Raw genomic sequence first — 21,096 nt, forward strand, 5'->3', positions numbered from 1 at the left:
GGTGAGGGGCGCTGCGCATCGCCGGTCACCGGATCGTCATCGATTCCGCATCGGGCGGTAACGGTGCGGGGATAACTTCACCTCATGCGGCGAGACATCGACAGACGAACGTTTCTCGGGGGCGCGCTGGCGGCGGCCGGCGCCGTCGCCGGGGCGAGTGTGCTGCCGGGTACGGCGCGGGCGGACGGTCCGGGGCCCGGCGGCGTGTACGACGCGGTCGTGGTCGGTGGCGGGCTGTCGGGACTGGCGGCGGCCCGGGCCCTGCGGTCGGCCGGTGCATTGGTGGTGGTGCTGGAGGCCCGCGATCGCCCGGGCGGGCGCGTCCACAACATCACCACGCCGCGGCTGGGCGCCACCCTCGACGCCGGCGCCGAATTCATCGGACCGACCCAGAACCGGATCGCGGCACTGGCTCGTGAATACGGGGTCGCGACCGTCCCCACCTACAACGGGGGAGACAGCATCTTCTGGAACCGTGGGCACGGTCAGCGGGTGGCGTCCGGCCTGCCCATTCCGGTCGACGCCGGGGTGATCGACGCGGCACCGGCGTTCGTGCGGGCCACCGTCGAGGCGCTGGAGGGCTTTCCGGTCGGCGAGCCGTGGCGGCACCCGAACGCGAAGTACCTCGACTCGATCACCTGGGAGCAGTACGTCCGGCAGACCACGTCGTCGCCGGTGGGCCTGAACTTGGCGCACATCGCCATGTCGGCGACGGTGTCGGTGCGCAGCGACGAGATCTCGGCGCTCTACTACCTGAACTACATCGCGGCGGCCGGTGACGAACACAATCCGGGCACCATGCTCCGGCTGCTCAGCTCCGACGGCGGCGCCCAGGAGCGGATGTTCTCCGGTGGTGCGGCACTGATTCCGCTGCGGATGGCGCACGCCCTGGGCGGCGCGATGGTCTACGACGCTCCGGTGCGGCGCATCAGCACCGAGCAGAACCATGCGGTGGTGACCTCGGATGCCGGCACGTTCGCCGGCCGGCGGGTAATCGTCGCGATGTCGCCGGCCATCAGCGGGCTGATCGACTACCGCCCGGGACTGCCGGCGTCCCGGATCGGCCTGACCCACGGCTACCACATGGGGGCGATCAGCAAGTTCGCCGCGATCTACCGCAGGCCGTTCTGGCGGGAGAAGGGTCTGTCCGGTCAGGTGTACGGCGACGGACGTCCGATCGACGTGACCTTCGAGGCCCACACCGGCGGCCGTCACATCCTGCTCGGATTCATTTCCGCCGACGCCATGCGCCGCCTCGACCATGCGCCCGAGTCGCAGCTGGTGCGTGAGTGCATCGAGAGCTTCGCCCGGTACTTCGGTCGTGAGGCGCACGACTACCTGGACTACGGCAACCTCAGGTGGGATCTGGAGCCGTGGTCGCGAGGCGGCCCGGTCGCGGTGAGCAGGCCGGGCACCCTGACGCGCTACGGCCCGGCGCTGCGTGCCCCGGTCGGCCCGATCCACTGGGCCGGCACCGAGACCGCGGACTACTGGACCGGCTACATGGACGGTGCCGTGCGATCGGGGGAGCGGGCCGCGCGCGAGGTGCTGAACCGGCTGTGAGCTGCCTCGGATGCGAAAGACCCCGTCACCGGAAGTGACGGGGTCTCGTGGAGTGCGCCATCAGGGACTCGAACCCCGAACCCGCTGATTAAGAGTCAGCTGCTCTGCCAATTGAGCTAATGGCGCCGGTGCTCACGAGTGGCTCGACGCCATTCGGTGTTGCGAGAAGAAACAGTAACAGGAGAACGGCTGAGAAAGAAAATCGGCAGGTCAGTGGCTTGTTTGTCCGGTTCGGGAAGTTCGCGTCACAAGAGTGTGATTCAGTTCTCACCGATTGGTCGGAGGTGACGATGATCGGGTACCGTAACGCTGTCGTTCGCGTGATTCTTGTTCGATCGGACAACCGTCGAACCGTGAAGATCGTCATGCGAGCCAATGGGTGCGTTTCGGGGTCCGCGCTCGTACAATCAATGTCGTAATAACTGGGAGACCGGTCCGCTTATTGCGGAGGCTTCGGTGTCACCCGCACCGGGAGTCGTAGAGAAATGCAGGGTTGGAGAGTCATGAGTAGTACCCGACTGCGCGATCATCGCGCCTGGACCAAAGTCGTGGCAGTGGTCGCGCTCATCGCGGCGGCACTCGCGATGAGTTCGTGCAGCCGGTACTCCAGTGATGTGAAGGCGACCGGCCAGTTCGCCGACCTCATCAACCCGGCGATCACCCTGTCCGACGACGGCGGCAAGCCGCTCGACAAGGACGCCGTCGGCATCCAGCCCGGTCTGCCGATCCAGGTCAAGTCGACCGAGGGTGCGCTGACCGGCGTCACCATCGACAAGGCCGACGGCACCCCGATCAAGGGTGAGTTCAGCGACGACGGTGCGACCTGGACCAGCACTGAGCCGTTCGGCTTCGGCAAGACCTACACGGTGCAGGCGGAGGCTGTGGGCGTCGGTGGCAAGACCACCAGCACGCAGCAGTTCACCACCAAGGAACCGGACAACGTCACCAACGCGTCGATCATGCCGAACGAGAAGGTCACCGGCGTCGCCACGACCATCGGTGTGCGCTTCGACGAGGCCATCCCGGACCGTAAGAAGGCCCAGGACGCCATCAAGATCACGACCGACCCGGGCGTGCAGGGCGCGTTCCACTGGATCAGCGACTCCGAGGTGCGCTGGCGGCCCGAGCACTTCTGGAAGCCGGGCACCAAGATCAACGTGGCCGTGAACATCTACGGCATCGACCTCGGTGACGGCCTCTACGGCGCCGACAATGCGTCGTACTCGTTCGAGATCGGCCGCGACCTGGAGATGTTCGCCGACGACAACACCAAGACTGTGGTCGTCAAGGAGAACGGCAAGGTCATCAAGGAGATGCCGACCTCGATGGGTGAGCCGGCGAACCCGACCAACAACGGCATCTACATCATCGGCGACCGTGTCCCGCACATCATCATGGATTCGTCCACCTACGGTGTGCCGGTCAACTCGCCCGGCGGCTACAAGACCGACGTCGACAACGCGACCCAGATGGCCTACAACGGCATTTACCTGCACTCGGCGCCGTGGTCGCTGTGGGCACAGGGCAACACCGACACCAGTCACGGCTGCCTCAACCTGAGCCCCGACGACGCGCTCTGGGTGCGTGAGAACACGCTGCGCGGCGACCCGATCACGGTCACCAACACCGTCGGCCCCGAGCTGCCGTGGGACGACGGCCTGGGCGACTGGAACATGCCGTGGGCACAGTGGGCGAAGGGCAACGCTTGACGCGACCCGCACCTCCCGTGACGACGGCCGGCTCCGATTCGGAGCCGGCCGTCGCCGCATCTGCGCCTCGGGGCATCTCGATGAGTCCGGGGACGGTCCGGCGACTTCGTCGTCGACACCGAGGATTGTTACGATTGTCCGGAAACCGTTGATTGACCCCAGATAGGCGGATTACCCCCATGGCACGACCCCACATCAAGGTGGCCGCTGTCGTCTCACTGATCGCGGCGATGCTCGTCATGAGCTCATGCAGCCGGTACAGCACCGATGTGAAGGCATCCGGCGAGTTCACCGACATGATCAATCCGGCGATCTCGCTGGCCGACGACGGCGGCAAGCCGCTGGACAAGGACGCCGTCGGTGTGCAGCCGGGCCTGCCGATCCAGGTGAAGGCCACCGAGGGTGCGCTGACGGGTGTGACCATCGACAAGGCCGACGGCACCCCGATCAAGGGTGAGTTCAGCGACGACGGTGCGACCTGGACCAGCACTGAGCCGTTCGGCTTCGGCAAGACCTACACGGTGCAGGCGGAGGCCGTGGGTGTGGGCGGCAAGACCACCACCTCGCAGCAGTTCACCACGCGTGCCCCCAACAACGTGACCAAGGCGTACATCTCGCCGAACGAGAAGGTCACCGGTATCGCCACGACCATCGGTGTGCGTTTCGATGAGGCCATCCCGGACCGTAAGAAGGCCCAGGACGCCATCAAGATCACGACCGACCCGGGTGTGCAGGGCGCGTTCTACTGGATCAGCGACTCGGAGGTGCGGTGGCGTCCGGAACACTTCTGGAAGCCGGGCACCAAGGTCAAGGTCGACGTGAACATCTACGGCATTGATCTGGGCGACGGCCTGTTCGGTGAGGACAACTCGTCGTACGCGTTCGAGATCGGCCGCGCCATGGAGCTGTACGCCGACGACAACACCAAGACCGTCGTCGTCAAGAAGAACGGCGAGGTGATCCGGGAGATGCCGACCTCGATGGGCAAGGACGGAACGCCTACCGACAACGGTGTCTACATCATCGGTGACCGCCTCGATCACATCATCATGGACTCGTCCACCTACGGTGTTCCGGTCGGATCGCCCGATGGCTACCGCACCCCGGTCGACTACGCCACGCAGATGTCGTACAGCGGCATTACTTGCACTCGGCGCCGTGGTCGATGTGGGCGCAGGGCAACACGAACACCAGCCACGGCTGCCTGAACCTGAGTCCCGACGACGCACTCTGGGTCACCCAGAACACGCTGCGCGGCGACCCGGTGACGGTCAGCAACACCATCGGCCCCGAACTGCCGTGGAACGACGGCCTCGGCGACTGGAACATGCCGTGGTCCAAGTGGTCGAAGGGCAACGCCTGATCGGGGGTCCCAGCGCCGACGATGCCATCGTCCGATGTTACGATTCTGCGCGGTAATCGAAGACCTCATAGTTAGGTGGCTAGACCATGGCACGTCCCTCCTGGGAGACCGATGAACTGTCCGCGCTTCGCGACATGACGCGCGGATTCTGCGAGAAGGAGATCGCTCCCAACACCGAGCGCTTCATCGAGCAGCACCACGTCGACCGCGACCTGTGGAACAAGGCCGGTGACATCGGCCTGCTGTGCATGTCGATCCCGGAGGAGTTCGGCGGCGGTGGCGGCACCTTCGCCCATGAGGCGGTCCTGATCGAGGAGCAGGCCAAGCTGCCCGATTCGTCGTGGGGCGTCAGCCTGCACAACGGCATCGTCGCGCACTACATCCTGGCGTACGGCGACGACGAGCAGAAGAAGGCCTGGCTGCCGAAGCTGGCCTCCGGCGAGTGGGTCGGTGCGATCGCGATGACCGAGCCCGGCACCGGCTCGGACCTGCAGAACGTCAAGACCAAGGCGGTCAAGGACGGCGACGATTACGTCATCGACGGCAACAAGACCTTCATCACCAACGGTGGACAGGCCGACCTGGTGATCACCGTCGCCAAGACCGACACCAGTGAGGGCGCCAAGGGCATCTCGCTGATCGCCGTCGAGACGGCCACCGACGGCTTCAGCCGCGGCCGCATCCTCGACAAGGTCGGCATGCGCGGCCAGGACACCGCCGAACTCAACTACACCGGTGTCCGCGTCCCGCAGAAGAACCTGCTGGGCGACCAGGAGGGACTGGGCTTCGTGCAGCTCATGCAGCAGCTGCCGCAGGAGCGTCTGATCATCGCCGTCGCGGCGGTCGCCGGCATGGAGACCGCTCTCGCCAAGACCCTCGAATACACCAAGGAGCGCACCGCGTTCGGCCGCCCGATCTTCGGTTTCCAGAACACCAAGTTCAAGCTGGCCGAGGTCGCGACCGAGGCGCGGATCGCCCGCGTCTTCCTGGACGACTGCATCGAGAAGCACATCCAGGGTCAGCTCGACATCCCGACCGTGGCGATGGCCAAGTGGTGGACCACCGAGAAGGCCCAGCAGATCGCCGACACCTGCCTGCAGCTGTTCGGCGGCTACGGCTACATGAACGAGTACCCGATCGCCCGCATGTGGGCGGACGCGCGCGTCCAGATGATCTACGGCGGCACCAACGAGATCATGAAGGAGATCATCTCCCGCTCCCTGTGAGTCGACGCCCTCACGCTCCTTGAGCCCCAACGCTCCTTGAGCCCGTCGAAAGGAGCCGGTCACCGTTCGGTGGCCGGCTCCTCGTCGTTCAGGGGTTCGTGTACGCGGCGAGGAACTCGGCGAGCATCTTCGCGGTCACCGGCCTGGGCAGGGTTTCGATGGCGGCGATGACCGCCGGCATGTCGAGGGCTTCGGCGGCCTGCGACGGGTCGGTGTGCGGGTCGATCCCGGCGCCGACGAGCGCCGCCTCGACCGTTTCGGAGGGCAGGGCGAGGGCGTCGGCGACGGTGATGGCTCCGGAGGCGAACGCGTCGCCGAGACCGGCCAGCGTGTCGGGTGCGGTGGCCGCCGGCAGGCCGCGGGCATCGTCGGCCCCGGCGACCAGAGCCGCGCTGAGTTCGTCCTGCACGGTGGCGGTGACCGGCGTGATCGTGAGATGCGTGCTCGCGGGCAGCACGGTGCCGTCGGACTGGTCGTAGCGGGGCTGGGCCTGCAGTGTGAAACCGTGCGCCGCCACCGCCGACGACCAGCGGTGCGGGTCGATCGGATGGTCGGCCGTCTCGTCGGCGACCACCGCGAACACCGGGCCCTCCGGGTGTCCGGTGACGCGCAGACCCTCGATCTGTCCGACGGTCGTGCGCAGGGCGGACGCGGCCGTCGCGATCTTCCGCACCAGTCCCGCATAGCCGTCGGCGCCCAGATAGCGGACGATGGCCCACGCCGCGGCGAGGCCGGCGGCCGATCGTGAGCCGAGCAGCGTGGGGTTGACCACCGGATAGCCGGGCCAGTCGGTGACGGCGAAGAATCCGGCCCGGTGCCGATCCCGGTCGCGGTGCAGGATCACCGACGCGCCTTTGGGGGCGTAGCCGTACTTGTGCAGGTCGGCGGAGATACTGCTGACACCGGGGACGCGGAAGTCCCAGGCGGGCAGCGGGTCCGGCCACCAGGCGAGCGCGAAGCCACCCAGGCATGCGTCGACGTGGAGCGGCATCCCGCGGTCGACGGCGAGGGCGCCGAGTCGCTCGATCGGGTCGAGTGTGCCGGTCGGATAGTTGGGGGCCGAACCGATCAGCAGGAAGGTGTCGTCGGCGACGGCCTCGGACATCGCGTCGACGGAGACCGCCGTCGTGGTCGGGTCGACGGGTACGCGGACGGCGCGGACACCGAGCAGGCGGGCGGCCTTGTCGAACGCGGCGTGCGCGGTGGACGGCAGGACGATCGATCCGGTGCCGGGGGCGACCCCGGCGTGGTCGCGGGCCGCTTTCACAGCGAGAATGCAGCTCTCGGTGCCGCCGGAGGTCACCGATCCGACGGCCGTCGGATCACCGAAGGCGTCCCGGGAGAACGCGATGAGGTCGCGTTCCATCGCCGCCACCGACCCGAACACGGTCGGGTCGAGACCGTTGACCGGCTGAACGAGGGCGGCGGCCTGTCCGGCGAGTTCGTCGAGTTCGGCGATTCCGGAGTCGTAGACGTAGCTGAGGATGTGCCCGCCGTGGGTGGGGGCGTCGGTGGCGCGCAACCGGCGCAGCTCGTCGAGCACCTGCCGGGCGTCGGGGGACAGGCTCATCGGCGGGTGCTCCTCTCGTAGCGGGACAGCACGGCGATGCTGATCGCGATCAGGACGGCGGGCACGAGCGCGAACCCGGCGGTGATGCCGGCGACCGCGGTGTCGGATTGGGTGACGGTCTGATCCGCCGTGGACGAACGGAATCCGGTCGCCGCGAGCACCAGCAGGTAGACGCCCGGGCCGAGGGCGAGTCCGAGGGTCTCGCCGGCGGTCCACAGCCCCGACAGTGCTCCACCCTGGTTGCGGCCGGTCTGCGTGCTGTATTCGTCGATCACGTCGGGCAGCATGGCGAGTGGGAACGTCTGGAGTCCGGCGTAGGCGACGCCGCACAGGGCGATGGGGGCGAAGATCCAGCCGCCGGGTGCCCAGATCGCGACGGTCAGGACCAGCGAAGCGATCAGGAACAGGGCCGATGCGGCCAGCAGTGCCCGCCGTTTGCCCCAGCGTCGGCCGAGGCGAACCCACAGCGGCATCACGATCAGTGCCGGGCCGACGAGTGAAGCGAACACCAGGGTGAGTGCCGACTTGTCGTCGAGGACGTACGTCGCCAGATACTGGGCGCCGGCGAGCATGACCGCGGTCGCGAGGGCTTGGACGACGAACACCGTCAGCAGTGTCCGGTAGTGGTGGTTGTCGCGGAGGGCGACGAATCCGTCGCGCGGGCGGTGGGCGGTCGGCTCGCCGGCCGATTGTGCCGCGCGTCCGGCGGTGGCCGTCGACGCGGCCATTCCGCCGCCGATCAGGAGTGCGGCACAGACGGCCATCACCGCGTACCCGGCTGCGCCGCCGCCGAAGGCGTCGCGGATCGCGGGAGCTCCGGCACCCACGATGAGGATGGTCAGCGCCAGGACGGCGATTCGGACCGAGATGAGGCGCGTGCGTTCGTGGTAGTCGCCGGTGAGGTAGGCGGGCAGGGCCACGTACGGCACCTGGAAGCAGGCGTAGGCGATCGCGGTGAGGGAGAAGAAGACGAGTACCCACAGTGCTCCGAGTCCGGGGCCGGCGGCGGTCGGCGCGCAGAACGTGAGAATGAAGAGCGGGATGATCGCGGCCGAACCGATCCACATCAGCCGGGTGCGGCCGGCCGAGGTGTGCGCGTCCTTGTCGCTGCGGGCACCGATCACCGGGTTGATCGCCACGTCGATGGCTTTCGGGATCACCACGATCACCGCTGCCAGCAGTGCGCCGACGGCGAGGGTGTCGGTCAGGTAGTAGGCCAGGACCAGCCCGGGCAGAACCCCGAACCCGCCGGTACCGACGCTTCCGGCGGCGTAGCCGGCCGTCACCCTGCGCCCGAGCGCGTGTGTTTCGGCCTCGTGGCTCGTCATTCTCCGCACACTAGACGAGCGTCGTGCGCCGCCGTGCCGGTTCCGCTCGTCGTCGAGCGGTGGCGGTTCAGAACTGACCGCCGCTCGTATGCTGTCCGTGGCGATGCCCGAAATATAAACGGACTGCGGTACGTTTAGATGGTTATGAAGAAGATCGGATTCCTTTCGTTCGGCCACTGGTCGCAGGGTGCGGGGTCGCAGACGCGGAGCGCGTCGGACGTTCTGCACCAGTCCATCGACCTGGCGGTCGCCGCCGAGGAGATCGGTGTCGACGGCGCCTATTTCCGGGTGCACCACTTCGCCCGCCAGCTCGGTTCCCCGTTCCCGCTGCTCGCGGCGGTCGGCGCCAAGACGTCGACCATCGAGATCGGTACCGGCGTCATCGACATGCGGTACGAGAACCCGCTGTACATGGCCGAAGATGCCGGCACGGCCGACCTCATCGCCGACGGTCGACTGCAGCTCGGCATTCTCACGCGGATCACCCGAGCAGGTGGTCGACGGCTACAAGTACTTCGGCTACGTGCCCGCCGAGGGGGAGACCGACGCCGACATGGCACGCACCCACTCAGAGGTCTTCCTCAAGGTCATCGAGGGTGACGGCTTCGCACAGCCCAGCCCGCAGCCGATGTTCCCGAACCCGCCCGGACTGCTGCGCGTGGAACCGCACTCGCCCGGCCTGCGCGACCGCATTCGGTGGGGTGCCGGCAGCCGCGCCACCGCCGAATGGACCGCGCGCCAGGGCATGAACCTGATGAGCTCGACACTGCTGACCGAGGACACCGGCGTGCCGTTCCACCAGTTGCAGGCCGAACAGATCCAGCGCTTCCGCGACGAGTGGAAGGCGCAGGGCGTCCAGCGGGAACCGCGGGTCTCCGTCAGTCGCAGCATCTTCGCGCTCGTCGACGATCGCGATCGCGCCTACTTCGGTATCCGCGGCCGCGACACCCAAGACCAGGTCGGGCACATCGACGGTGGTGCGGCCCGCTTCGGGCGGTCGTATGCCGCCGAACCGGACAAGCTGATCGACGAGCTGCGCGAGGACGAGGCGATCGCCGCCGCCGACACATTGCTGCTGACCATTCCGAACCAGTTGGGCGTCGACTACAACGTTCACGTCCTCGAATCCATCCTCAAGTACGTGGCGCCGGCCCTCGGCTGGCGCTGACGTGGTCTCGTCTGACCCGTGACATCACAGCCGATGCGCCGGGGGCATGCGATTCGGGAACCCTTGCCTGACTGGTATCGGTCGCGCGAGGGCTCCAACCCAGAGGAGCACGTTTCGTTGCAGCTCGCGCATTGACGTTGATCCAGTGGATACGCTTGGCGATACGGGATGTTGCGAGCAGGAAGGGTTATCACGTGTTTAACCTGTTGGTCGGTTATGGCGACGACGATGAGATCGTACCGGGCGACCGAATGTTTGAATATACCGACGATGCTGTGCGCGACGATCTGGGCATGGACTACATTCCAGCACTTACGTTGTTGCCGACGCTCTCGATGCCTGAGATTCAAGACGATAGCTCCGGAAAGGTAGCGCGGATTGGTACTATCGCGAGATCTCATAATACCCGATGGGGTCAGGCGTTCAAGTTCACGACCAATCTGAGTATCGAACCGATACCAGCCGAGACGATTCGGACTCTCGCCGACAAACTAGAGATTGATGCGGACCGCTGGGAAGAGTTTGACCGAACACACTGGGCAGTAAAGGACGTTGACCTGTACCAGGTTTTGCTAGAACACCAAACAGCGCAGCGTCTAGGATCCGCGGGTAGTTTTCACGAATCTGGCGCAGTGCAGTTCCCTGTGGACACGCCTCGGGATTCCGGGCTCGTTGCGGTCATGATGCCGTTCGCTCCCGAGTTCGACATCGTGTACGAGACAATCCGGAAAGCGGCGGAAGACTCAGGACTAACGTGCGTGCGAGCCGATGATATTTGGGAGAACGACCACGTGATGGGTGATGTGCTGTCACTCTTGTGGCAAGCGCAAATCGTTATCGCAGACTTAACAGGTCGGAATACTAACGTCTTCTACGAGCTCGGACTCGCGCATGCCCTGCCGCGAAAAACGATTCTAATCACGCAGGATCGAGAGGACCAGCCGTTCGACTTGAGATCAATCCGATCCGTGGAATATGGAGTAGGCACTGCGGGAAGATCCGTGCTGCGTACCGAGCTGAGTCGACGTCTAAAAACTCTGATTCAACAATCACCATTGTGAATGCCGCGCCTGGGCGGGGCGGTTTCTTCGACGACATCTGATCGCCCGTCACCGCCCGATAGGGTGGATGGGACGGCCCGCAGAGCGCGGGGTGGACGACGAAGGGACGGCGATGTCGGCGGTACTGCGCAGCATGGAACGGGCGGACCTGCCCTTCGTGCATGAGCTGTTCAACGACCCCGAGGTCGTCCGCTACTGGTTCGTCGAACCCACCAAATCGTTGGCCGCCATCGAAAGCACCTACGACCAGCGCGTGCTCGACGACAGCTGGCGGCGCTTCGTCATCGACGACGGCGGCCGGCGCTGCGGGATCGTCGAACTCGTCGGAATCCATCCCAAGCATTGGCATTGCGAGTTCCAGATCATCGTGGCGCCCGACGCTCAGGGCAACGGCTACGCCGGCAAGGCCACGCAGGACGCTCTCAGCTATGCGTTCCGGGATCTCAACCTGCACAAGGTGTATCTCGAGGTCGACAACAAGAACGCTCGCGCCATCCACGTCTACGAGAAGGCCGGCTTCCAGGTGGAAGGCGTGCTCAAGCAGGAGTACTTCGCCGACGGCGAGTACCAGGACGCCACCCGGATGGCGATCTTCCAGCAGGACTTCCTCGCCCGCGACTGACCGGCGGCTCGCCGAGCCGTGTGCTCAGCGACCGTCCAGTTCGGCCAGTGCACGTTTGGCGGCCTCGAGTTCGGCGCTCAACTCCTCGACGCGGCGCTGCGCCTGCTCGCGGGCGGCGTGCAGCACCGAGGTGACCGCGTCGGAGGCGATCTCGTCGCCGAGATCGGCGACGGCGGCCTCGACGGCCTCCGGGCTGACCGGCCGGGAGCGCGGCGGCTTGTTCGCGCCGCGCGTCACGGCCACCGTCCACTGATTGTCGGTGGAGCCGTACACGGTGACCGTCACCGACTTCGCCGGGCTCGTGGTCTTGCGGGCGGCACTGGGTCGGCGAGCCTGGGGTTTCGCGGATGCCGCGGGTTGCTCCCGTTCACCCTGCTCCTTGGCTGTGTTCCGCTTCGACGTCTGTTCCTGCTCCGTAGCTTGTTCCCGCTCCTTGAGCCTGTCGAAAGGAGCACTCTTCCGCTTCGCGGCCGGACGTGCCGACGGCTCGGGCGGCGGGTTCTTACTCAACCGCAGCTCGTCGGCCTCGTAGGGGAGTTCGTCGTCGATGCCACGCGGCTTGACCGTCACGGTGCCGCCGGACACCGAGACGACGCGCGCGGAGGCGCCCGCATCGAGGTTCAGGCTCGGCACCGCTTCCCGCAGGTACACAGTGGCACGACGACCTTCGGCGACGGCCGCGGCGAGCGTCTCGAGCTCTTCGGCGGTCAGATGGGCGGCCGGTCGGCGGCGCGAAGCCATGAGGTGTCCTCCTGGTCGTGGGTCTGTACCCACTCTGGCACATCCGGCCGACAGAATCGAACACATGTACGACGGTGTCGACCTGTCACGTCGGCGGGTCGGACTCGGTCTCCTGGTCGTCGGTCCGGTCGCGCGGGTTGTCGAAGCTCACGTCGATCGTCTCGAAGCCCTTGTTGCGCTGAGCCTGGGCCAGACGCGTGTAGGTCCGGACGTCGCCGCGTTGCAGGTCGACGTCGTCGGTGAATTCGGTGAGGAGCGCTCGCGGATACAGCTTGTCGACGCGCACCGCGTTGATCTCGAGCGCGAACACGATCAGGACGGCGGCGAGGCAGATGAATGCGATCAGGCCGAGGACGGCGGCGAACACGCTGTTGACGTGATCGGTGCGCGCGACGACGTGTTGTACGTAGTAGCCGCCGAAATGCTGCAGCACCTGCCAGCCGACGGTGGCGACCAGGGCGCCGGGGAAGACGTCCGCGACGCTGACCTCGCGGGCCGTACCGAACTGGAACGCCGCGATGAACACGATCAGTAGCAGGATCCCCGAACCCAGCACGGTCAGGAAGCGGCCGGTGTCGCCGCCGAGGTTCATCGCCGACGTGACGATGCTGATGCCGACCAGCAGCACCAGGGTCACGCCGACGGTGATCAGCATGCCGAACCCGCGCACGCGGACGACGATCGGATTGGGCCGGCTGTTGCGGGGCACCGCCCACACCGCGTTCATGGCGTTCTGCACGGCCACCGACACCCCGAGACCGCCGTAGACGGCGCCGATCAGGCCGATGACGATTGCCACCGTGTTGCCGTGAATCCCTTGCGGCTCCTGCAACTGTTCGCCGACCACCGGAATGTATTCGAGGGTCTTGTGAATGATCTCGTCCTTCAGCCCCTGGTGATGCTGCAGCACGATCCCGAGCACCGTCGTGAAGAGCAGCAGCAGCGGGAAGAGGGAGAGGAACCCGTAGTAGGTGATCAGCGCCGCGAGATAGCCGCCCTGATCGTCGAAGAACTTGTACACCACGGCCAGGGGATAGCCGGCCTTCGGATGGCGGCGCTGGAAGTCGTCGAAGCGCGAGACGAACGACACCGTCATCCTTCCCGGTCGGCGACGTGATCCGCCTAAGCCTAACGTCGAACGGAAGAGGCCCCGACCGAAACGGTCGGGGCCTCTTCTTGGGGGTGAGTGACGGGACTCGAACCCGCGACAGCCAGGATCACAACCTGGTGCTCTACCAACTGAACTACACTCACCATTCGGTCCGATCGAGGCCGTGGAGACCTCTCGCGAACCAGGCACTCACTCTAGTCGGACAGTGCCGCCAATATCCAATCCATATGCGGATCGTGGAGCTAGGCGGGTCCGAGGCCGTCGACGATCGTCGTGAGCGTGTCCGCGTCGGGTCCGGGCTCGGGCACGAACGCGGCGGCACGGTAGTAGCGGAGCTCGCGGATCGACTCCCGGATGTCGGCGAGAGCGCGGTGCGCGAGACCCTTTTCCGGCTGCCCGAAGTAGATGGCGGGGAACCAGCGACGGCACAGTTCCTTGATCGAGCTGACGTCCACCATCCGGTAGTGCAGGTACTCGTTGAGCTCCGGCATGTCCCGGGCGATGAACGCGCGGTCGGTGGCGATCGAGTTGCCGGCCAGCGGTACCGCGCCGGGGCCCGGGATCACCGAACGCAGGTAGTCCAGGACCAGCTTCTCGGCGTCGGCGAGGGTCACCGTCGACGCGCGGACCTCCTCGGTCAAGCCGGATGCCGCGTGCATCTTGGTGACCACGTCCGGCATGTTCGCCAGAGCGTCGTCGTCGGCGTGGATCACCACGTCCACACCGTCGCCGAGGATGTTCAGATCCTTGTCGGTCACCAGGGCAGCGATCTCGATGAGCTTGTCCGAGCCGGTGTCCAGACCGGTCATCTCGCAGTCGATCCAGACGAGTTTGTCTTCCACCCGGACAACCCTAGTCCCAGTCGGGTTCTCCGTGGGCGGGAGGGACACCGATCTTGTCGTACCCCGGAGATACAGTGTGGTCAAAGGTTGGAACCGGCTTTGACCAGCGCGGAGGGGGTGATCGGGATGGGTGTCTCCATGGGGTCCGACATCGACCCGGTCGCGCTGCTCGAGGGCCTGGACATCGCGACACTGCTGGCGGTGCAGGACGCGGCCGAACGTCGTCTTGCCGACGCGGTGCTCTCTCCGATGTCCGAGGACGATCTGCTGGATGCGCTCGAACATCGTGAACAGACCCGGCGGCGCGGTGACGTCTTCGACGCGGCGTTGTACGTGGAGATCTCGGATCGGCAGGTGTTCCGGAAAGCCGGCGCACCCACCATCCACCACCTGTATGCGCACGGTCTGCGGCTGGGCGGCGGCGAAGCCAGACGCCGCAAGGTCGCCGCCTCGGGGCTCGGCCGGTTCACCACCATGACCGGAGAACGTCGCGACCCCGTCCTCCCCGAAACCGCGTCTGCGGTGGCCGAGGGGGACATCGGCCGGGAACACGTGATCGCGATCAGCACGATCATGGACAGGATTCCCTCCGCCGTCGCCCACGACGACCGGGAATCGGCCGAAGCCATGCTCGCCGCCGCCGCGCGGTCCCTGGCACCCGACGGAGTCATGAAGGCCGGCGCACACATCCTGGCGCACCTCGATCCCGACGGGACTCTGGCCGATGACAAGGACCGGGAACGCCGTCGCGGCCTGCAACTCGGACCCCAAGACCGCCAGTTGATGCGATCGATCACCGGAAGCCTCACGCCGGTCGCGGCGGCCGCGTTCGAAATCACGTTGCTGCATTGGGCTGCCCGCGGGATGAACAACCCGGACGACCCCGACTCACCCCGCGGCGCCGACGACGCACCCGGGATCGACACCGCTGCTCTGGCCGCCGCAGCTGAACGCGATACCCGGACCGTGCCGCAACGCCAGCACGACGCGCTACTCGCACTTCTCGCCTTCGAGCGGGAGGCCTCCGGGCACGGTGCCGGCACGAGCGGGGCGATCGGCTCCCAGATCGTGGTGACCGTGACCGACGAAGACCTCGCCGGCGGCGCCGGTGTCGCGTGGACCGCCACCGGCACCCTGCTCCCGATCGCCGATCTGGTGAAGCTGGCTACCGACGCGATCCCGTATCTGGCCGTGTTCTCCAAGAGCAAAGGGCAGCCGTTGTGGCTGGGCCGCTCCAGCCGGTTCGCCAACCACGCTCAACGCCTGGCCCTGTTCGCCCGTGATCGCGGATGCACCGCACCGGGCTGCGGACGCCCGTTCGTCCACACCCAAGCCCACCACCTGCTCGACTGGGCCGACGGCGGAAGCACCGACATCGACGACCTCGGCGCCGCCTGCGGAACGCACAACCGGTCGGTCGGCACGAACCCCGGACAATGGGAGACGGCCATCCAGGCCACAGGCACTCACGCCGGCCGGGTCGGCTGGCGGCCCGCCGGCCGCGACGGACCCTGGCACACCAACCCCATCCATCACCCGGACAGACTCGAGCCGCAACAGCTCGCACCACCCGCCACAGGACCACCAGCCGCAGCCTGAGGGCTCGCTCGAGTGGCGAGCGACCGCATTCGGTGTGACCATCACGCCATGACTCCACGCGAGGACCTCACCGGAGCCGACGCCTCCGGGCCGGCACAGACCATCGCCTACCCGAGCCCGGAGGCCCAGAGCAGACGCAATTCGGCCGGCGATCCGGTGGTGGTCGTGCTGTTCGGTGCCACCGGCGACCTGTCGCGCCGCAAACTGCTGTGCGGGCTCGGCTACCTCACCTGCCTGGACATCACCCCCGACATCGAAGTGATCGGCACCAGCCTCGACGACCTCACCGACGACGAGTTCCGGACCTTCGCCCGCGAATCGATCGACGCCGTCGGCGCCCGCAAGCTGACCGACGAACAATGGGAGCGGTTCGCGCCGCGCCTGCACTACGTGTCCACCTCCCAGGGCCCGGCAGCACTCACCAAGAAGGTCACCGAAGCCGAAGAACGATTGGGCGGCGGCGCGCGCCTGCTCCACTATCTGAGCGTCCCGCCGAAGATCGCGCCCGCCGTGATCTCGACACTGCGCGAAGCCGGCCTCGTCGACCGGTCGCGGGTGGTGATGGAGAAGCCGTTCGGCGAAGACCTGCAGACCGCGATGTCCCTCAATCGAGAACTGCACGAGACGTTCGCCGAAGACCAGATCTTCCGCATCGACCACTTCCTCGGCAAAGAATCGGCGCAGAACATCCTGGCGTTCCGATTCGCGAACGGTCTGTTCGAGCCGATCTGGAATCGCAACTTCATCGACCACATCCAGATCGACGTCCCCGAAGAACTCGGACTCGACGCCCGCGCCGCGTTCTACGAACCCACCGGGGCCTACAAAGACATGGTGGTGACGCACCTGTTCCAGGTGATGGCGTTCGTGGCGATGGAACCGCCGACCGCCCTCGAACCGCGGGCGATCTCCGAGGAGAAGAACAAGGTGTTCCGGTCCCTCGAACCGGTGCTGCCCGAACACGTCGTGCGAGGCCAGTACACCGGGTATCGCGGTGAAGAGGGTGTCGATCCGGAATCGGACACCGAGACGTTCATCGCGCTGCGCGCCCACATCGACAACTGGCGGTGGGCCGGCGTGCCGTTCTACCTGCGCACCGGCAAACGCCTCGCCGAAGGCCAGCGGATCATCTCGATCGCCTTCAAAGAGGCGCCCAAATCGATGTTCCCGACCGGCTCCGGGATCGGCACCGAAGGACCCGATCACCTCACCTTCGACCTCGCCGACGAAGGCCGGGTGTCGTTGTCGTTCTACGGGAAGCGTCCGGGCCCCGGCATGAAGCTCGACAAACTGTCCATGCAGTTCTCGACCGCCGAGACGAACCGCACCCGCGACGTGCTGGAAGCCTACGAGCGGCTCATCTGGGACGCGATGAACGGCGACCACACGCTGTTCACCACGGCCGAGGGCATTGAATCGCTGTGGGAACGGTCGATCCCGCTGCTGGAGAATCCGCCGTCGGTGAAGCCGTATGCCCCCGGATCCTGGGGGCCGAACCAGATCCACCAGCTGATCGCCCCGCACGCCTGGCGGCTGCCGTTCGAACGCCGGTGGCGGGACGTCCGGGCCTGACCGGTACGGCCGGCCCGTCAGACGGTCACGAGCCGTCGGCCATCTTCGCGTAGAACTTCCCGACGATCGGCGCTACGACGGCGCGCGGGCTGTACCCGCCGGCCACCGACATCGCCTTCGACAGTGCGCCCGGAACCACACGCATTCTTGTTGCGGGTGAGCGCGTCCAGCGTCATGTCGGCCACCTTGTCGGTGTTGTGCCACAGGAAATCCGGCACCGCCTGATCGACGTTCGTGGCCTCGGTGTTCGACGGGGTCTCGTCGCGCACGGGGCCCGGTGCCAGCAACGTCACGAACACGCCCGAATCCTTCAGCTCGCCGCGCAACGATTCACTGAACGTGTTCACGAACGCCTTGGTGGCCGCATAGGTCGCGTTGTTGGGGATCGGCATGTTGCCGGCCGCCGACCCCACCATCAGGAGTCCGCCGCTGCGGCGCTTCACCATCTGCGGCAGCACCGCGAGCGTGAGGTCGTGCACGGCGTTGACGTTCAGCAGCACCTGCGCGCGCTCATAGTCCGGATCCAGGTCGGCCACCGGGCCGAACGTCGCGATGCCCGCGTTGTTGCACAGGATCGAGACCTCACGGGCCGCCAGCTCGTCGCACAGCCGCCGGGTGGCCTCCGGATCCGACAGGTCGGTCGCCCGGACCTCGACGTCCACGCCGTGGGCGTTCCGCAGCTCGGTCGCCAGGTCCTCCATGATCTCGCCGCGCCGGGCGACCAGGATCAGGTTGTGACCGCGGCGGGCCAGCGAACGGGACAGGGCCATGCCGATACCGGACGAGGCGCCGGTGACGACGGCATGGGCGGACGGCGACGGAGCGGGAACAGACATGCCCTCGATCCTAGGTCAGGGTAGTCCGGCGGCCACCTCGGTGCCCTGACGGATGGCCCGCTTGGCGTCCAGCTCGGACGCCAGATCGGCGCCGCCGATCACATGCGTCGTGACGCCGGCCTCGGTCAGCGGATCCACCAGATCGCGAACCGACTCCTGGCCCGCGCACACCACGACGTTGTCGACCTCGAGAACCCGCTTGCCGGTCTCGTTGCCCTCCTTGTCGTGGACGGTGATGTGCAGACCGTCGTCGTCGATCTTGTCGTAGGTGGCGCCGGAGATCTGCTCCACGCCCTTCATCTTGACCGTCGCGCGGTGCACCCAGCCGGTGGTCTTGCCGAGCGTCTTGCCCTGGCTGCCCGGCTTGCGCTGCACCATGTACACCTGACGGGTGGCCGGCAGCGGTCGGGGTTTGGTGACGAAGCCGGGAACGTCCAGCTCCTCGGACACACCCCACTCCTGCTCCCACTCCTTCAGATTCAGGGTGGGGGACTCGTCGGTGGTCAGGAACTCGGTGACGTCGAAACCGATGCCGCCGGCACCGATCACCGCCACCCGCTTGCCGACCTCGCGGTGGCCGAGGACGGCATCGGCGTACGACATCACCATCGGGTGGTCGATCCCGTCGATGGCCGGGATCCGCGGAGTCACGCCGGTCGCCACGATCACCTGATCGAAGCCGCCGTCGATGATGTCCTGCGCGGTCACCCGGGTGCCGAGATGCACGGTGACGTGGTTGATCTCCAGCTGCCGGGTGAAGTAGCGGATCGTCTCGTTGAACTCCTCCTTGCCCGGGATACGGGCGGCGATGGAGAACTGGCCGCCGATCGAGTCGCCGGCCTCGTACAGATCGACGCGGTGACCGCGCTGAGCGGACGACACGGCGGCGGCGAGACCCGCCGGACCGGCGCCGATCACGGCGACACGCTTGGCGTGCCGGGTCTCACCGAGCGTCAGCACGGTCTCCCGGCCGGCGCGCGGATTCAGCAGGCACGACACCTTCTTGCCGACGAACGCGTGGTCGAGACAGGCCTGATTGCAGCCGATACAGGTGTTGATCTCGTCGGCGCGACCCTCCTGCGCCTTGTTCACGAACTCGGGGTCGGCCAGCAGCGGCCTCGCCATCGAGACGGCGTCGATCTTGCCGCCCTCGAGGATCTCCTCGGCGCACTCGGGCGTGTTGATGCGGTTCGACGCGATCAACGGGATGTCGACGACGTCGCGCAAGCGCTCGGTGAACTTCACGAACGCGCCGCGCGGCACCGAGGTGACGATCGTCGGGACGGTCGCCTCATGCCAGCCGATGTCGGTGTTGATGGCGTCGACGCCCTCGGCTTCGACCTTCTTGGCGAGCAGGGCGATCTCGTCGAAGGTCTGACCCTTCTTCACGAAGTCGGCGACCGACTGGCGCAGGATGACCGGGAAGTCGCGGGGGACGTCCTTACGGATCTGCTTGACGATCTCCACCAGAAAACGCTGACGGTTCTCGGTGGAGCCGCCCCACTTGTCGGTGCGGTCGTTGGTGTGCGGGCACAGGAACTGGTTGATCAGATAGCCTTCGCCGCCCATCAGTTCGACGGCGTCGTAGCCGGCGCGACGGGCGAGCTTGGTGGCCTCACCGAACGTCCGGATGACGTGCCAGATGATCTGGTCGGTCATCTTGAGGTGCTTGAACGGGTGGATCGGCGACGGATCGGTGCCCGGAGCCACCTTGAGCGGCGTGTAGCCGTAGCGGCCCGCGTGGATCAGCTGCAGCGCGATCTTGCCGCCCTCGGCGTGCACGGCCTTGGTGAACTCGCGGTGACGCAGCACGTCGGCGTGGTTGGTCATCTTGCCGGCGAACGGCAGCAGCTCACCGGTGCGGGACGTCGCGAAGCCGCCGGTGATGATCAGGCCGACGCCGCCGCGGGCGCGCTCGGCGTAGTACGCCGCGAGCTTGGGGGTGTCCCAGAGGCGGTCCTCCAGGCCGGTGTGCATGGATCCCATCACCACGCGGTTCTTCATCGTCATGCCGCCGATCTGCAGCGGCTCGAAGAGCAGGGGGTAGTGGGTGTTGGGGGCGGTCGATGGGGCTGACATCGCGCGGCCTTTCTGTCGTCGGGGTCGGTATCGGAGAGGATTCGTGGGTCACCCTCGGGTGAGGGCCGTGCTGTGGTCCCGGCGGCTTTCGGCGTCGAGTTCGCGCTGCAGGGCGGTGGTGGTCTCGTCGCACCAGTCGACGGTGGCCTGGGCGGCCCGGACGCCGCCGCGCAGCACGAGGTATTGGTGCAGCTTGCGTCCGGTCAGGGCGGCGGGATCGGGGTAGTACTCCTGCTCCCAGGTGCGGTACAGGTCGAGCACGGCCTGGTTCTCGTCGCGATGGGCCTTCATCTCGCCGATGATCGTGGCCAGGTCGCCGAACTCGGCGGCGCGCAGTTTGACGCCCAGGTCGCTGCGGAGCGGCTGTGCGGGGGTCGGGCTCATCGACCACTCCCGCAGTACCGCGCGGCCGGCGTCGGAGACGGTGTAGACCTTCTTGTCCGGGCGCCCGTCCTGGGCGACGTCCTGGTAGGTGACCAGGCCTTCGTCGTGCAGCTTCTTGAGCGTTCGGTAGATCTGCTGATGGGTGGCCGACCAGAAGTGTCCGATCGAACGCTGGAACTGCTGTCCGATCTCGTATCCGGTCCCGGGTCGCTCGGCGAGGGACACCAGGATGGCGTGTTCGAGGGCCATGACGTCAACCTACCAATGCATCATGGTGTTATGCAACAGTGCACCTATCGATGGGTCTGCCGAACCGAGACCA

14 protein-coding genes, 2 tRNA genes and 3 pseudogenes are annotated in these 21,096 nt (G+C 66.7%); 9 read left to right on the plus strand and 10 right to left on the minus strand.

Annotation, left to right across the window (positions count from 1 at the left end):
- The first annotated feature begins 84 nt into the window (after window positions 1-84).
- Window positions 85-1,563 (plus strand): flavin monoamine oxidase family protein, encoded by a 1,479-nt coding sequence (locus tag QM774_RS02365; RefSeq protein WP_414974361.1) that lies wholly within the window; start codon window positions 85-87, stop codon window positions 1,561-1,563.
- Between the two features lie 53 nt (window positions 1,564-1,616).
- Here the strand turns inward: QM774_RS02365 and QM774_RS02370 are convergent.
- Window positions 1,617-1,689, minus strand: a tRNA-Lys gene (locus QM774_RS02370).
- A gap of 377 nt (window positions 1,690-2,066) precedes the next feature.
- Between QM774_RS02370 and QM774_RS02375 the strand changes: the two genes are divergently transcribed.
- The 3 genes and pseudogenes from QM774_RS02375 to QM774_RS02385 all read left to right on the plus strand — a co-directional run bounded on the left by QM774_RS02375 (window position 2,067) and on the right by QM774_RS02385 (window position 5,861).
- Entirely contained in the window at window positions 2,067-3,272 is a 1,206-nt protein-coding gene (locus tag QM774_RS02375; protein ID WP_414974362.1) for a L,D-transpeptidase, read from the plus strand.
- A gap of 179 nt (window positions 3,273-3,451) precedes the next feature.
- Window positions 3,452-4,635: pseudogene (locus QM774_RS02380) on the plus strand (L,D-transpeptidase).
- A gap of 86 nt (window positions 4,636-4,721) precedes the next feature.
- Complete coding sequence (locus QM774_RS02385; protein WP_414974363.1) at window positions 4,722-5,861, plus strand: acyl-CoA dehydrogenase family protein; 1,140 nt, start codon at window positions 4,722-4,724, stop codon at window positions 5,859-5,861.
- An 88-nt stretch (window positions 5,862-5,949) separates the two neighbouring features.
- On the opposite strand, the gene QM774_RS02390 is transcribed toward QM774_RS02385, so the two are convergent.
- Both QM774_RS02390 and QM774_RS02395 read right to left on the minus strand, forming a co-directional pair.
- Window positions 5,950-7,431 (minus strand): pyridoxal phosphate-dependent decarboxylase family protein, encoded by a 1,482-nt coding sequence (locus QM774_RS02390; RefSeq protein ID WP_414974364.1) that lies wholly within the window; start codon window positions 7,429-7,431, stop codon window positions 5,950-5,952.
- A complete protein-coding gene (locus tag QM774_RS02395) occupies window positions 7,428-8,759 on the minus strand; it encodes an MFS transporter (RefSeq protein WP_414974365.1) in 1,332 nt (443 codons plus the stop codon). The genes QM774_RS02390 and QM774_RS02395 overlap by 4 nt, the downstream gene beginning before the upstream one ends.
- A gap of 144 nt (window positions 8,760-8,903) precedes the next feature.
- On the opposite strand from QM774_RS02395, the pseudogene QM774_RS02400 reads away from it, so the two are divergent.
- The 3 genes and pseudogenes from QM774_RS02400 (at window position 8,904) to QM774_RS02410 (ending at window position 11,610) form a co-directional block, all read left to right on the plus strand.
- Window positions 8,904-9,927, plus strand: a pseudogene (locus QM774_RS02400) (LLM class flavin-dependent oxidoreductase).
- Window positions 9,928-10,121: 194 nt separating this feature from the next.
- A complete protein-coding gene (locus QM774_RS02405; protein WP_414974366.1) occupies window positions 10,122-10,988 on the plus strand; it encodes a hypothetical protein in 867 nt (288 codons plus the stop codon).
- A gap of 112 nt (window positions 10,989-11,100) precedes the next feature.
- On the plus strand, window positions 11,101-11,610 hold the full coding sequence (locus QM774_RS02410) for a GNAT family N-acetyltransferase (protein WP_414976565.1): 510 nt from the start codon (window positions 11,101-11,103) through the stop codon (window positions 11,608-11,610).
- 24 nt (window positions 11,611-11,634) lie between these two features.
- Here the strand turns inward: QM774_RS02410 and QM774_RS02415 are convergent, their stop codons facing one another.
- The 4 genes from QM774_RS02415 to orn all read right to left on the minus strand — a co-directional run bounded on the left by QM774_RS02415 (window position 11,635) and on the right by orn (window position 14,304).
- Window positions 11,635-12,351, minus strand: coding sequence for a DUF6319 family protein (locus tag QM774_RS02415; protein ID WP_414974367.1), 717 nt, complete (start codon window positions 12,349-12,351; stop codon window positions 11,635-11,637).
- A gap of 85 nt (window positions 12,352-12,436) precedes the next feature.
- Window positions 12,437-13,441: a YihY/virulence factor BrkB family protein gene (locus QM774_RS02420; RefSeq protein ID WP_414974368.1), complete on the minus strand. Its 1,005-nt coding sequence runs from the start codon at window positions 13,439-13,441 to the stop codon at window positions 12,437-12,439.
- Between the two features lie 87 nt (window positions 13,442-13,528).
- A tRNA-His gene (locus tag QM774_RS02425) sits at window positions 13,529-13,606 on the minus strand.
- A gap of 98 nt (window positions 13,607-13,704) precedes the next feature.
- Entirely contained in the window at window positions 13,705-14,304 is a 600-nt protein-coding gene (gene orn / locus QM774_RS02430; RefSeq protein ID WP_414974369.1) for an oligoribonuclease, read from the minus strand.
- Window positions 14,305-14,442: 138 nt separating this feature from the next.
- On the opposite strand from orn, the gene QM774_RS02435 reads away from it, so the two are divergent.
- Together QM774_RS02435 and zwf are read left to right on the plus strand one after the other, a co-directional pair.
- Window positions 14,443-15,903, plus strand: coding sequence for a DUF222 domain-containing protein (locus QM774_RS02435; RefSeq protein WP_414974370.1), 1,461 nt, complete (start codon window positions 14,443-14,445; stop codon window positions 15,901-15,903).
- Window positions 15,904-15,951: 48 nt separating this feature from the next.
- Window positions 15,952-17,475 carry a glucose-6-phosphate dehydrogenase gene (gene zwf, locus QM774_RS02440; RefSeq protein ID WP_414974371.1) on the plus strand — a complete coding sequence of 508 codons (1,524 nt, stop codon included), beginning with the start codon at window positions 15,952-15,954 and terminating at the stop codon, window positions 17,473-17,475.
- Window positions 17,476-17,500: 25 nt separating this feature from the next.
- Here the strand turns inward: zwf and cmrA are convergent.
- The 3 genes and pseudogenes from cmrA to QM774_RS02455 all read right to left on the minus strand — a co-directional run bounded on the left by cmrA (window position 17,501) and on the right by QM774_RS02455 (window position 21,023).
- Window positions 17,501-18,311: pseudogene (cmrA, locus tag QM774_RS02445) on the minus strand (mycolate reductase).
- 15 nt (window positions 18,312-18,326) lie between these two features.
- The gene (locus QM774_RS02450; RefSeq protein ID WP_414974372.1) at window positions 18,327-20,390 is read right to left on the minus strand and encodes an FAD-dependent oxidoreductase; all 2,064 of its coding nucleotides are present in this window, start codon (window positions 20,388-20,390) and stop codon (window positions 18,327-18,329) included.
- A 48-nt stretch (window positions 20,391-20,438) separates the two neighbouring features.
- Window positions 20,439-21,023, minus strand: a complete 585-nt coding sequence (locus QM774_RS02455) for a PadR family transcriptional regulator (RefSeq protein ID WP_414974373.1) — start codon at window positions 21,021-21,023, stop codon at window positions 20,439-20,441.
- Window positions 21,024-21,096 lie beyond the last annotated feature (73 nt).

Source organism: Gordonia sp. (in: high G+C Gram-positive bacteria) (assembly GCF_047600565.1).
Classification (GTDB): Bacteria; Actinomycetota; Actinomycetes; order Mycobacteriales; family Mycobacteriaceae; genus Gordonia.